The 13376-nt window shown below is 67.5% G+C and carries 13 protein-coding genes; 2 read left to right on the top strand and 11 right to left on the bottom strand.

What is annotated here, in order from left to right; all coding sequences use genetic code 11:
* Positions 1-239 precede the first annotated feature (239 nt).
* Positions 240-668 carry a serine/threonine protein kinase gene (locus tag AC1DNF_RS19280; protein WP_478150213.1) on the top strand — a complete coding sequence of 143 codons (429 nt, stop codon included), beginning with the start codon at positions 240-242 and terminating at the stop codon, positions 666-668.
* Between the two features lie 79 nt (positions 669-747).
* On the opposite strand, the gene AC1DNF_RS19285 is transcribed toward AC1DNF_RS19280, so the two are convergent.
* A complete protein-coding gene (locus tag AC1DNF_RS19285) occupies positions 748-1329 on the bottom strand; it encodes a Spy/CpxP family protein refolding chaperone (protein WP_478150214.1) in 582 nt (193 codons plus the stop codon).
* A 182-nt stretch (positions 1330-1511) separates the two neighbouring features.
* Here AC1DNF_RS19285 and AC1DNF_RS19290 point away from each other — a divergent pair, with 182 nt between their 5' ends.
* A complete protein-coding gene (locus tag AC1DNF_RS19290; RefSeq protein ID WP_478150215.1) occupies positions 1512-2147 on the top strand; it encodes a flavin reductase family protein in 636 nt (211 codons plus the stop codon).
* Positions 2148-2165: 18 nt separating this feature from the next.
* Here AC1DNF_RS19290 and AC1DNF_RS19295 read toward each other — a convergent pair whose 3' ends face one another.
* The 10 genes from AC1DNF_RS19295 to AC1DNF_RS19340 all read right to left on the bottom strand — a co-directional run bounded on the left by AC1DNF_RS19295 (position 2166) and on the right by AC1DNF_RS19340 (position 13202).
* Positions 2166-3071: a pirin family protein gene (locus tag AC1DNF_RS19295; protein WP_478150216.1), complete on the bottom strand. Its 906-nt coding sequence runs from the start codon at positions 3069-3071 to the stop codon at positions 2166-2168.
* Positions 3072-3129: 58 nt separating this feature from the next.
* On the bottom strand, positions 3130-3864 hold the full coding sequence (locus tag AC1DNF_RS19300; RefSeq protein WP_478150217.1) for an aspartate/glutamate racemase family protein: 735 nt from the start codon (positions 3862-3864) through the stop codon (positions 3130-3132).
* A 6-nt stretch (positions 3865-3870) separates the two neighbouring features.
* The gene (locus AC1DNF_RS19305; RefSeq protein ID WP_478150218.1) at positions 3871-4758 is read right to left on the bottom strand and encodes an ABC transporter permease; all 888 of its coding nucleotides are present in this window, start codon (positions 4756-4758) and stop codon (positions 3871-3873) included.
* Positions 4759-4760: 2 nt separating this feature from the next.
* Complete coding sequence (locus AC1DNF_RS19310) at positions 4761-5669, bottom strand: ABC transporter permease (RefSeq protein WP_478150219.1); 909 nt, start codon at positions 5667-5669, stop codon at positions 4761-4763.
* A gap of 90 nt (positions 5670-5759) precedes the next feature.
* A complete protein-coding gene (locus AC1DNF_RS19315; protein ID WP_478150220.1) occupies positions 5760-7031 on the bottom strand; it encodes an ABC transporter substrate-binding protein in 1272 nt (423 codons plus the stop codon).
* Positions 7032-7108: 77 nt separating this feature from the next.
* Positions 7109-8218: an ABC transporter ATP-binding protein gene (locus AC1DNF_RS19320; protein WP_478150221.1), complete on the bottom strand. Its 1110-nt coding sequence runs from the start codon at positions 8216-8218 to the stop codon at positions 7109-7111.
* A 99-nt stretch (positions 8219-8317) separates the two neighbouring features.
* Positions 8318-9595 (bottom strand): biosynthetic peptidoglycan transglycosylase, encoded by a 1278-nt coding sequence (locus tag AC1DNF_RS19325; RefSeq protein WP_478150222.1) that lies wholly within the window; start codon positions 9593-9595, stop codon positions 8318-8320.
* Positions 9596-9608: 13 nt separating this feature from the next.
* Entirely contained in the window at positions 9609-10181 is a 573-nt protein-coding gene (locus AC1DNF_RS19330; RefSeq protein WP_478150223.1) for a hypothetical protein, read from the bottom strand.
* Entirely contained in the window at positions 10162-11094 is a 933-nt protein-coding gene (gene xrtQ, locus AC1DNF_RS19335; RefSeq protein ID WP_478150224.1) for an exosortase Q, read from the bottom strand. The genes AC1DNF_RS19330 and xrtQ overlap by 20 nt, the downstream gene beginning before the upstream one ends.
* 14 nt (positions 11095-11108) lie before the next feature.
* Entirely contained in the window at positions 11109-13202 is a 2094-nt protein-coding gene (locus tag AC1DNF_RS19340) for a VIT and vWA domain-containing protein (RefSeq protein WP_478150225.1), read from the bottom strand.
* Positions 13203-13376 lie beyond the last annotated feature (174 nt).

The raw sequence follows: 13376 nt of genomic DNA on the forward strand, positions 1-13376 counted from the left end.
CGACCGTCACGGCACTGGGATGGGAGGAGGGCTTCACGAATGCTGTTGTAAGTCGCCGAGTGAGCCGTGGCTGTAGGAACGCGCCACCTCATGCGCCGGCCTGCGCCGGGCGGCGGCCGGTTCCTACAGGGATGGCTGCCCCATCCCCACAAGGGTCGGGATGAGGCACTCCTACGGTGAATCCAGAGCTCGTGGAAAAGGCTCGGAATCCATCGAAACCAGAGACGCAAGGAACCACCATGAAGCAAGGACTTTTCGCATCGACCGTATTCGCGGGGCTGATGGGTCTGGCGACCGCCACCCTGGCCCAAACGAGCGCCATCCCGGCGCAGCCCGACCCGTCGGCAGGCGGCCAGGCCAGCACCAGGGCACCGTCGGGCGTGGCGAACCCGACGCAGCGACCGGATGGGAGCGCTCCGGCCTCGCGCGCGGCGGTCCGCGCCGAGGCGCGTGCCCACAACCGCAACAACGCCAACAATCCTGTCCCCAAGGGCGAGGCCTCGACGACCGTCAACAATCAGCCGAACGCAGTGCCGCAACCGACCGGAGAGATGTCGCGCATGGAAGTGAGCCAGGAAGCCCGTAAGCAGAAGCCGCAATTCGGCCAGCGCGGCGAACGCCCGGAAGTGCCGACCAACCCTAGCGACCGCACAGGTACGCCGCAGTAGGCAGCGATCACGCATCGCCTGACGAAGAAAAGCCCGCGGCGCTCAAGCATCGCGGGCTATTCAATGGGCGGAGGACGAATCAGCCCTTGGTGGGGGCCGGGCCGTGACGATGGTGCTCGCCGTGTTCTCCATGACCGAAAGGCATCATCGATTCGGCATCGAAGGTCTTCTGCTGTTGCGGCGACAGCGTCGCGTAGAAGCTGCGCGTCGCGTCGGCGCGCTTCGCGAACATCGCGCTGCGCTCGGCTTGGCGGGCCTGCATGCGTTCAAGGCGTTGCGGTGTCGTCAGCTTGGCGAACTCCCCGCGGTCGAAGCTCGGTTCACCGGCCCCAGGACGGACGGGCGGGCGTTGCGCTTCGGCAAAGGTGCTCCATGCGCCCTCCTGTGCCGGTGTCAGCTTGAGCTTTTCCTTCAACGCGGCCATGTGCTGGGCACGGCGCTGCTGCATGTGCTCGAAGCGCTTCTCGCGGTCGGCGCCCGTGTGCCGCATGTGCTTGCCCTGATCTGGCGCGACGGCCTGGGCCTCGGCCGCGGGCGGCGTGGGGGCAGTCGTCGATGCCTGGGGCGCTTGCGCGAAGGCGCCGGAGGAGGCGAAGGTTGCGCTGGCCAGCAGGGCAGCCAACAAAAGGCCCTTGCCGGTTGTGGTGCGAACGGTATTCATGAGAGTGCTTCCTTTCGAAGAAGCCTGCCACCGATTGGCAGCAGGTGAGGCAAGTGTGGAAGCACTGTGTTTCGCGAGCGTGAGTCCGGCGTGAGCGCGCGTAAAGATAGATGAATCGGGCCCCTTGGCAGTGGCGTCGTTCGATGGCATGGGATATGCAGTGCTTCGTGACAATTCACGCCATGGACATCGACTTCAGCACCCTCACCGAACACCAGCGCTACAAGCTCATGGCCAGCCTGATCGTGCCGCGGCCGATCGCACTGGTCACGACATTGGGCCCCACCGGCGTGGTGAACGCGGCGCCCTTCAGCATGTTCAATATGCTGGGCGAGGAGCCGCCGATCGTGATGATCAGCGTCAATCGGCTCGACGACGGCCAGCTCAAGGACACGGCGCAGAACATCGTGCGGACGCGCGAATTCGTGGTCCACCTGACGGATGAGGCGATGGCCACGCAGATGCACCGCTGCGGCGAGCGTATGTCGCCCGATGTGAGCGAGCTGGAGCGCGTCGGCCTGAGGGCGTCTCCATCGAAGGCGGTTGCGCCTCCCTGCATCGTGGAGGCGCCGGTAGCGTTCGAATGCGTGTTGTGGGAGACGCTGGAGACGGCCAGCCGCCAGATCTTCATCGGCCGCGTGCTGTGGCTGCATGCGCGCGACGGCCTGGTGGACAGCCAGCAATGGCGAGTGCGCCTCGAAAACTACCACCCGGTCGGGCGTTTCGGCGCCAGCTTCTACGTGCGTACGCGCGACCGCTTTGCGATCTCCGGCGATGACTCGCCGGCACAGCGGCAGACGCCGATCGACGAACTCTAGTTCGGGCCGGGTGGGCGTTCAGCCCAGCTTGCCGTTCTGGAAGTCGTGCACGGCCTGGGTGATCTCCTCGCGCGTGTTCATCACGAAGGGGCCGTATTGCGCGATCGGCTCGCGCAGCGGCTTGCCGGCGATCAGCAGCGCGCGCGCCGGGCTGTGATTGGAAGCGGGCGCGCGCAGCACCACACCGTCGCTGTCCGGTTCGTTGGCGAGGATCGCCATGCGCTTGGTCGGTATCTCGCTGCTGCCGATGTAGAGCGACTCGCGAAACACATAGACCAGTGCATTGTGATTGTCCGGCAGCGGCTGCGCGAACTCCGCGCCCGGCGGAAAGCTGAGGTCGAGGTAGAGCGGCTCGGTATGCTCGCGCTGCATCGCGCCGACAACGCCATGGCTCGCGCCCGCGATCACACGCACATGCACGCCCGCCGGGGTGGTGAATTCGGGGATCTCTTCACTCTGGATGTCGCGATACCAGGGCTTGCGCATCTTGTCCTTGGCCGGCAGGTTGAGCCAGAGCTGGAAGCCCTCCATCAGGCCTTCTTCCTGCTCGGGCAGTTCGCTGTGCACGAGGCCGCGGCCGGCCGTCATCCACTGGACGCCGCCGTTCGACAGCAGGCCTTCATGGCCGGCGCTGTCACGGTGGCGCATGCGGCCGGCAATCATGTAGGTCACCGTCTCGAAGCCGCGGTGCGGGTGGTTCGGGAAGCCGCCGATGTAGTCGCCCGGGTTGTCGCTGCCGAAGGCGTCCAGCATCAGGTAGGGGTCGAGTCTCTGCTGCAGCGTCTGGTGCAGCACCCGCGTGAGCTTGACGCCGTCGCCATCGCTGGTGGAGACGCCGGCGACGATCTGGTCGATGCCACGGGGCCGAACGAGTGAAATCGGCTCGACGGCGTGCGAAGGGTGGGCGTGGTTTTGCGTGCTCATCCGTGCATGGTGGCACGGACCGGACGACCGCGCTACGGGTGGGGACGCCGGCCTCGGCTCAGCGAAGCGCTTCGAGTTCCCAGGAGACGTTTTGCCAGGCGACGCCAAAACCTCGGGGGGTGGCTGCGCCGGGTGTTGCGAAGCGTGTGGCCTGCAGTGCCCATTCGGCGCCGGCGCTCACGCTGTCGATCAGCGGCACTGGCACGCTGCCGGCGATGTCGCCGGCCATGCCCGCGAGCCCGGCGCCGCCGAGAATCACCACCTGTGCGTCGAAGCGCGATGCCGCCTCTTGGCAGGCCTCGGCCAGCAAGGCCCGAGCGCCCGCCGGGTCGGCCGCCAGTTGCGCGCCGGTCGGCGCCACCGTGTGGATGCCGGCGAGCAGTGGCGCATGGCCGAGCGCATGCGCGAGGCGCTCCAGCATGGGCTGCCAGCGCTCGCCGCCCGTCACCACGGCGAAGCGGCCGTGCCTGGCCGCTGAAATGAAGGCCGCCTCCGCCAGTCCGCTGACCGGCACACCGCAGCCCTCCCGCAGTGCGAAGAGCCCCGGGTCGCCGAAGCAGCCGATCAGCACGGCGTCGGGACGCGCGTCATGGACCTGGCTGGAAGCCCACGCATCGAGCACTGCATGTTGGGCGACCGCGTAGGTCGCCTCGCAGGAGATGTAGGGTGCGCCGAAGCGCGCGGTGGCCGCATTCACATCCAGCGCGCCGCCTCCCTCGGCCTGCAAGTGCCGCTGCAACAGCGCACTGACCGAGGCGGAGGTGTTGGGATTGATGACCAGCAGGCGGACCATGGAGCCTCAGCGGCGGCTGGCACGCCGGCGCAGCAGGGCGGCGGTGCCGAGTGCGACGGCCATGACGGCGAAGGAGACGATGGTGGTCACAGTGCCGAGCGCGTAGATCGAAGGCGTGGTCACGGTCGAGGTCAGTCCTTGCAGCTCGAGCGGCAGGGTGTTGACATCGCCGATGGCCTGAGAAGTGCGCGCGATCTCATCCCAGCTCAGCGTGAAGCCGAACATCCCGATGCCGACCACGGAAGGGCCGATCAGCGGGAGCACCACGTGGCAGAAGCTCTGCCAGGGCGTCGCGCCGAGGTCGCGGGCGGCCTCTTCATAGGCGGGGTTGAAGCGGTTGAAGACGGCGAACATGATCAGCAGGCCGAAGGGCAGCGTCCACGTCAGGTGGGCGCCCAGCGCGGATGTCAGCAGACCCAGGGCCGTGCCGTAGTTCTCGAGCATGTCGGTCGCGCCCAGTGAGGCGAGCGAAGCCTTGATGCCGGTGTCGAGCAGGCGGAATTGAAGGCCGATGCCGAGCGACACGATGATGGACGGCATGATCAGGCTCGCCACCGTGATGAAGAAGAGTGCGTTGCCGCCCTTGAGCCGCTTGCGGAAGGCGAGGCCGGCCAGCACCGAGAGCACCACGGTGAAGGCCATCACGACTGCGCCCAGCATCAGCGAGCGCCGGAACGCCGCGCCGATGTCGACCGTGCCCAGACCTTCGGCGAGCTTGTGGAACCAGTACAGCGAGACGCCGCGCAGCGGAAAGGTGAGGCCGCCATCGGGGCCCTGGAAGCTCAGCACGAAGATCGTGATCATCGGGCCGTAGAGGAAGATCACGAACAGCGCGAAGACGATCGCCAGCGGCCAGAAGCCGGGGCTGCGCTGTTCGCCCGGGCGCATGCTCATGCTCAGAGTTCCTTCCGGATGTCGACCAGGCGCGTCAGCCCCCAGATGATCATCAGCACCACGGCCAGCAGGATCATCGCGTTGGCCGCTGCCAGCGGGAACTGCAGGTAGGAGGTCTGGACCTGGATGATCTTGCCGATCGAGGCAATCTGCTGGCCGCCCATCACCCCGATGGTGACGAAGTCGCCCATGACGATGGTGATGACGAAGATCGAGCCGATCAGGATGCCGGTGCGCGAGAGCGGCACGATCACGTTCCACAGCGTCTGCCAGCCGGAGGCGCCGGAGTCGCTGGCGGCCTCCAGCAGCGATCGGTCGATGCGCATCATCGAATTGAAGATCGGCACGATCATGAACATCGTGTAGAGATGAACGAAGGCCAGAACCACGGAGAAGTCGGAGAAGAGCAGCCACTCGACCGGGCTATCCACCAGCCCCGCGCCGACCAGCGCCTGGTTGACCAGCCCGTTGCGCCCCAGCAGCGGCACCCACGAGATCATCCGGATCACGTTCGAAGTCCAGAAGGGCACCGTGCACAGCACGAAGAGCAGGGTCTGGATGCCCGGCGAGCGCACGTGGAACGCGAGGAAGTACGCCACCGCGAAGCCGATGAGCAGCGTGATGCCCCAGACCAGCAAGCAAAACTTGAGTGTGCTGATGTAGGTCGACAGCGTGACGCAGAAGTCGCCGTTGTCGGTGAGGTGCGAGCAGCCCTCGAAGATGCTGAAGTAGTTGCGCAGTGTGATCGCCGGGATCAGCTCGTATTCGTTGAAGTTCCAGAGGCTGACCATCGCGATCAGCGCCAGGGGGACCAGAAAGAAGAGCAGGAAGACGAGCGCGAACGGCGCCGCCTGCCACCAGGCCCTGGTGGCGCCGGCCGGGGATGTCGTTGCCTTGGTGTCGGCGCTCATGTTCCCGGCCCCGGATTCCCTCTCGCTTCGGGAGAGGGTCGGGGCGAGGGCGGCGGGCGTATCCGTCGTCATTAGAGCAGATGACGGCCGTCAGGCCGCGACGAACTCGTTCCACTTGCGCACCATGTACTCGTTCTCGTCCATCACCGCGTTCCAGCAGGCAATGCCGCCCATGCGCTCTTCATAGCTTCCGCCGTCGCGTACCGAGCCTGCCTTCGCGATCACGGTGCCCTGCGGACTCTTGATGTCCTGCGCGGCGGGCTTGCCTTCCATCCAGTAGGCCCACTCGTAGGCTTCCATCTTGGCCTTGGCGGTGTCCAGCACAGCGCTGTAGTAGCCCTGGCGGTTGAGATACGCGCCGGCCCAGCCGTCGAGGAACCAGTTGATGAACTCGTAGGCGCCATCGAGCTTCTTGCCGGAGAGCGTGGCGGGCAGGCCGAAGCCCGAGGCCCAGGCGCGATAGCCTTCCTTGAGCGGCTGGAACACGCAATCGATGCCCTTCGTGCGCACGGCCGTGACGGCGGGCGACCACATCGACTGGATCACCACTTCGCCCGAGGACATCAGGTTGACCGATTCGTTGAAGTCCTTCCACAGCGCCCGGAACTGCCCCGCCTTCTTCGCTTCGATCAAGGTCTTGATGGTGAGGTCGATCTCGGCCTTCGTCATGTTGCCCTTGTCGGCGTACTTGTGGATGCCCTTGGCTTCCACCACCATCGCGGCGTCCATGATGCCGATCGACGGGATGTTGAGGATCGCCGCCTTCCCCTTGAACTCGGGGTTGAGGAGTTCGGCCCACGAACTGATGGGGCGCTTGATCAGGTCCGGGCGGATGCCGAGCGTATCGGCGTTGTAGGTGGTCGGGATCAGCGACATGAACTGGGTCGGCGACTTCGCGAACACCTTGCTCTTTTCGCCTTCGAGATAGATCGTCTTGATCGGCGCCGTGCCCTGGTCGCCCACCTTCTTGCCGGCGACTTCGCCCTTGGTGAACAGCGAGGTGATCTTGTCGGCGTTCTTCACGCGTTTCGTGTCGATGCCCTTGAGGTTGCCGGTGGGCACGATCTTCTTGAGCGAGAAGTACTCGGTGTCGATCAGGTCGAAGCTGTTGGGCGCGGTCACGGCGCGCTTGGTGACGTCGTCGGTGGTGACGGCCACGTACTGGATCTCGATGCCGGTGTCGGCCTTGAACTTGTCGGCGATCGCCTTGTCCTGGTTGACCGCGGTGCCCAGGTAGCGCAGCACGATCTTTTCCTGCGCATGGATGGCGGGGAAGACGCCCGACGCGAGAATGCCTGCCGTGCCCTGCAGCAGCGTGCGGCGCTGCACGCCGGTGGAGGAGTGTTCGATTTTCTTGGACATGGGTGGTCTCCTGGGAGGCGGTGATGAAGAAGAAGAAGGAAGAAGAAGTGGCGAGAGCGCTACGCGGCGGGGTCTGCTCAGGCCGCCATCGCAGCCCACGCGGACATCGGCTCGCCGCGCGACGGCGGTGGGGCGGAGCGGGCACTCGGGCGGACGGCGCCCGGCCCCAGCGGGCGGGCGTCTGCCTCGGCCCATGACAGCCGCACGCTGTCGCCCACGGCATAGGGATGGACCACGAAGACCTTCTCCGACAGCAGCACCGACACACTGCTGCGCTCCGGCCGCGCGCCGGTGAGCCGCAGACCGAGCAGCACATAGGTGCCCTGGTACTCGACATCGGTCACATGGGCGGCGACGCCGATGTCGCCGTGGACGGCGCCGGCGGGCGCGATCCGCATATGGTCATTGCGCACCGCGATCAGCCCTTCGGGCACGGCGAACACGTTGTGCCCGCCCATGAAGCGGGCCACGAACTCGCTGGCGGGATGGTTGTAGACCTCGTAGGGCGAGCCGACCTGCTCGATCAGGCCGTGGTTCATCACGACCATCGTGTCGGCGAGCGCCATCGCCTCTTCCTGCGAGTGCGTGACGTGAATGAAGGTCAGGCCCAGTTCCTTCTGCCAACGGCGCAGTTCGGCGCGCATCTGGATGCGCAGGAAGGGGTCGAGTGCGGAGAGCGGTTCGTCCAGCAGCAGCACGCGGGGCTCGGTGATGAGGGCGCGTGCCAGCGCCACGCGTTGCTGCTGGCCGCCGGACAGCTCGCCGGGCTTGCGCTCGGCCAGGTGCCCCATCGCGACGCGCTCGAGCAGGTTCCTGGCCCGCTTGTGGCGCTCGGTCTTCGAGACGCCCTTCATCTTGAGGCTGAAGGCCACGTTGTCGAGCGCCGAGAGGTGCGGGAACAGGGCGAAGCTCTGGAACATCATCGCCGTGCCGCGCGCCGCGGCGGGCAGGTTGGTGATGTTGCGGTTGTCCAGGAGGATGTCGCCGCCCGAGACCGATTCATGTCCCGCCACCATGCGCAGCGTGGTGCTCTTGCCGCAGCCCGAAGGCCCGAGCAGGCAGCAGTAGCTGCCGCTGGCGATGCGCAGGTCGATCTGGTCGACGGCTGCCGGCGAGCCGGCGGCGTAGCACTTCGTCAATGCAACGATTTCAACGGCTGCGGGCGGTGGGGCGGAGACGGCATCCATTGAGGATGCTTTCGCAAGACATGTGCCAGCGATCCCGGCCATCGGGAGGGCGCCGGCGCACCAATTCGGCGCAAGGGCGGCGGCCCTTGGGCCAACTCGTCAAGGTGGTGCGAAGCGCGCGTTCGCGACGCTCCTGAGCAGCGCATCGCGCTGGGCCCGGGTGATGCCGCGCACGCCCTCTGCCACCCACTTGGCGCGCTCCGGGTCGATGTTGCCGTCGCGCTGCCATTTCTCGACCGCGGCTGCCGGGTTGTTCAGCATGGCGGCGAGCCAGACCGCCTGGGCCGGTTCGAGGTTGCGCGCGGCGCGCCTGAAGTAGCGGCGTGCGGCCGGCTCGGCGCCGCACAGGTCGGCGCCCCACGGCGCGTTGTCCAGGTAGAGCTGAAGGATGCGCGCCTTGCCCAGCGTCTGCTCCATCTCGACCGCGTAGAGCAGCTCGCGCAGCTTGCGCTCGGCGCTGCGTTCGCTGCCCGTCACCAGCAGCCGGGCGAGCTGCTGCGTGAGCGTGCTGCCGCCGCGTTCGACCTGCCGGGCCTTCTGATTGGCCTCGAGGGACGCCGTCAGTTCGACGAGGTCGTAGCCTGGATGGGTGAAGAAGCGCTGGTCTTCCGCGGCGATCACGGCGCGTGCCAGCCAGCTGTCGGTGGCGAGGCGAGCCGGGGCGCCGCAGCTGCTGCGCGCATTGAGCATCGCCTCGGTGCCGAGGCCCTCGACGGTGAATTGCCCGATCTGCGGATGCAGGGCGAAGGTGCCCGCCGGCAATGCGAGCTGCGCCCGCACCGCCAGCGTGCCGCCGACGCGTGCGCGCTGCAGCTCGGGCAGGGAGGGTGCCAGCACCGCGTACCAGCGCGCGATCGGTGCTTCCGGCGCGTCGAAGTTGAGCTGCAGCGATTTCTGCGACAGCCGGCCCTCCCAGCGCGCGCGCAGCAACGGGTCGACCGCGCCGGTGGGCGTCAGGGGAAGCGCTGCAGCGGGTGCTGCCTCGAGCACGCCGCTGAGCGTGCCGGCGTCGCGATGGGCGGTGATGCGCAGGCTCTCCAGGCGGATCGGCGCGCTGCCTAGGGAGGGCGCCGATGCGCTGCAGGGCGCGCAGCGCATTTCGAGCGTGTTGGTGGTCTCGCTCCATCCGAAACGAAGGCTGCCGTGCTCGGTTTCCATCGTGCGGCCTTCGAGCCATGGCGCAAACCACGAGGAGGTGGCCAGACGGATGACGGTCGGGACGCCGACGTCGAGGGTGAGCGGCCCGGCCTTGACGCGCGCCGGCCATTCGTCGGGGCCGGGCGCCAGCGCCAGCTTCAGCACGAGGTAAACGGCGACGCCCGCCGTCAGCACCAGGGCCAGGGCCAGGAAAAGGAGGAAAAGTAGCGCTTTTTTCAAATGTCTCTCTCTCTCACTCGATCCGTCTCGCCAGGGTCACAGCTTGCCACGGCCCGTCCGACCGACCGGTGGCTGCCGCCCAGTACCAGGCTGAAGTGTCGGTGAAAGCAACACCGGCGTTGTCGACGATGCGCTCGCAGACGCGCAACTTCTGCGAGCGGCGGCCTTCGGCGATGAAACAGCGCCATAGGCGCTCCTGGGCATCGCGTTCCAGCCGCGTCTGTTCGATGCGCCAGCCCAGCGCGCGGTAGCAGTCGACGGCCGGGTGCAGCATGCGGGTGGGCGAGTCGACCTCCCGCAGCACCAGCGTCTGCCGGCCATCGGTCAGGCGTGCGATGGCGCCGGGGAAGCGATCTGCGAATCGCTGTTCGACCTCGCCGAGGGCCAGCGGGCGCAGCGGCATGCCATCCCACTGCCTCGGCCATTCGTGGAAGGCGATGTTCCCGGCCCTCGCATGAGGCCGATGAAGCGCCGATGCGGCCGACCAGAGCAGGCACAGCAGCATGACGAGCGCGAAGACCGTCTTGTGCGCGATGCGGTTGACGAAGCGGTTCGTGAACCAGCGTTCAATGAGCGGTATCGACACTGCGTCCTCCCGTGGCGGTGATGAGGCCCGGAATGGGGGCTCCGGCTGCGAAGTCCCGTGGTCCGTGCCGAGGGGACATGACCCAGGCGATGCCCGCGCAAACCATGCCGAGCAGCAGCAGGCCGAGCGCATCGTGCATCCAGGGTGCGAGCGCATGGCCCGCGCCTTCGCAGGCGATCAACACGCTGCTGCGCACGATGTTGCCGGCGAGGACCAGCAAGCCGACAACGGGGAGCCTCGCGAGGAAGCCGCGGCTTGTGCGCCCGGCCCGCAGGGCCACCACGCAGGCGGCGAAGTAGCCGAGCCAGACCATCTGCACGCCGGAACAGGGCGCATCCACGATCACCAGGCGGCCGTCGACCAGCAGGCTGCTGCCTTCGCGCGCCACGGCGAACGCAGGCGCCAGCAGCCAGCGGCCGGCTTCGGCCGTGAGTACGCGCAGCGGATACCCGGCATAGAACTGGAGCGACGAGAGCAACGGGAGCGCGAGCACCGCGAGGCCAGCGACCGGGAGCGCGGCCATGCGCTTGGGCATGAAGGCCAGCAGGCCGCAGGCGAGCGCCAGCACGGCAGCGAGGCTGGCGATGAGAGGCGGCAGCGCGGGCAGCGGGCCCGCGCCGCTGCGCAGCAGGGTGGCGACGAGCGTGCCGAGCCCCGCCAGCGCCAGCCAGCCGAGGCCAGGGGCCGTGCGCAACTCGCGCCGCAGCGTGCAGATCAGCACGGCCAGGGCCGCGAGGGCGAGCAGGCCCAGTGGGTCGTCGGAGCCGTCGCGCATCCGTGCGGCCATCCAGAGCCAGGAGGGCCAGAGCGCGGCGGCCTGCAGGGCCAGCCAGCCGGCCGCGGGCGCGCGGTCGAGATGAATGCCCCAATCGATGACGCGCGGATGCGTTTGTGCAAGTGCAGCGAGAGACATGGCGCCTTCCTTGTTCATGCCGTGAAGCGGCGGGCGTCGTGGCGGCGCGCGCGGCGGCGCAGCATGGCCAGCACCGAGAGCACCACGGCGATGGCACCCAGGGTTTCCGGCTCCGGGGTGCTCGGCACTTCGGCGCCCAGGCTCTGCCCGAGCGCGAGCTCGCTCACGCCCTTGGGCAGCGGCTGCGGCTGGTCGACGCCGGCGCTGCCCTCCGGCGCGGAGTTGCGCACCACCTTGTCGACCGCGATGAAGCTGGTGTATTGCGTGAGCAGGCCGTAGCGAAGCCCCAGGTCGGTGATGCGCTGCCTGAATGCGTCCCCGCCCTCCAGCGCTTCCTGGTCGCTCAGGCTCTCGATGCGGTGGCGGGCCCACAGACTGCGCAATGCGGCAGCATCCTGGCGCGTGTGCTCATCGATGGCCAGTGCGCGCCGATAGGGCCCGTCGGCGCCCTGGCCCTCGATCACGACCCGGCCCTTCGCTTCGCCGCGCCACTTGCCGAACACGATCACCGGGCGCTCGCCGAGCACGTCGGGCAGCACCGCCGGCTCCACGTCGTAGACGTCGAGTCCTTCGAAACGGGCGCGCACGTTGGTGAGCACCGGCGACTCGACCATGCGCCGAAAGCGCGCGGCCTGCCCGGGTGCCTGGATCGGGTCGGTGACGATGAAGGGCTCGCCCATGCCGGCGCGTGCCAGGCCTTCCATCAGGTGGCGATTGACCGAGGAGCCGATGCCGAAGGCGAACACGTTGGCTTTCGAGAGGTTCTTGCGCACCAGTTCGAAGGCCTCGCTCTCGACGGTGACGAAGCCGTCGGTCACGATCACCACCGTGCGCGAGACGTTCTCCCCCTTGGGTTCGGCATAGGCGCGCTTCAACGCCGGGATCAGCTCGGTGCTGCCGCTGCCGCTGCCGCTGTAGTTCTTGATCGTGGCGAGCGCCTGCTCGATGTTCGCGCGAGTGGCCGGCACCGATCGCGGCGAGAGCATCCTGTTGCTGCCCGAGAACAGCAGCACGTTGAAGGTGTCGCTGGGCCGCAGGCCGCCGATCAGCCGTTCGAGCATCACCTTGGCGGTGTCCAGGGGAAAGCCGTGCATCGAACCGGAGATGTCGACGACGAAGATGTAGTCGCGCGGCGAAATGGCGCTGGCGGCCACCGACTTGGGTGGCTCGATCATCGCGAGGAAGAAGTTCTCGGCGCTGTTGCCCTCGCTTCCGCCCGGGCCCTTGTAGAGCATTAGGCCCGATTCGATCTTCTCGCCGGCGAGGCGGTAGTCGAGCACGAAATCGCGATCGTTGGCGGGCTCGCTGCCGGCGGCGAGTGTGATGTCCGCGTGCCCGTCGCCGTCGCGCTGGCTGACGTCGATCTCATGGGTGGCGCTGCGCACTTCCTTGATGCCCATCGGCATGTCGAGGGCGACCTTGAGCCTGAAGGCGGTGGTCGTGGCGACGCCGGCTTGCAAGCTCGGTTGCGCCACCCACTTGGCATCCGCATTCCGCGATTGCGGACTGTTGTAGCGCGGGCCGACCACCGTCGGGAAGACGAACTGGTAGTTGCCGCCTTCCGGTATCAGCAGTTCGGTGTAGCGCAGTTCCACCTTCACCTCGTCCCCCGGCAGGATGTTCGCGACATTCATCTGGAACACGTTGGGCAGTTGCTGCTCCAGGAGCGCCGCTGTCTTGCCTTCCCGCTTCGCGCTGTCGTATTCGATGCGCGCCTGTTGCCTCTCGCGGATCTGCGCGGTGATGAGACGGTCGGCGAGCCGCACGCTGAGGCCGCCGACCGCCGCGCGCGTCGAGCCCGGGAACACGTACTTCGCCTCGATCGCGCGCTGGCCTTCGTTGCGGTAGGTCTGCGTCACGCGCACGTCGGCGATCACACCGGCGATCTTCACATCGACCTCGGTGCCCTTGAGCGGGAGCCGGTCGATGCCCGGGTCGTCGCTCTTGACGAAGAAGTACGGGCTCTCGGTCTTCAGGCGCGGGCCGGCAGACTCCTGTGCATGCACGGGACGCGCGATGAGCAGCGCGAAGCAACTCGCGGCGAGGCTCACGGTTGCGAACCAGAGCCAGCGGCCGTCGGGGGGAGGGAGGGTATGGGTGGCTTCCATGGCGATGGTCACTCGGGGTGCCGTGCGAACTTGCACGGAGCCACTGTCCGCGCCGGGCGAGAAGCCAATAGGAAGGCGATGAGGCCGTGTGTGAAGCCTGTGTGAAGTGCGGTGGCCGCGGGACTTCACACTGGCTTCCGATGGCGCGGCGATCATCACCGCGATGATTGAAAG

The organism is Variovorax sp. 01T432 (assembly GCF_056398605.1).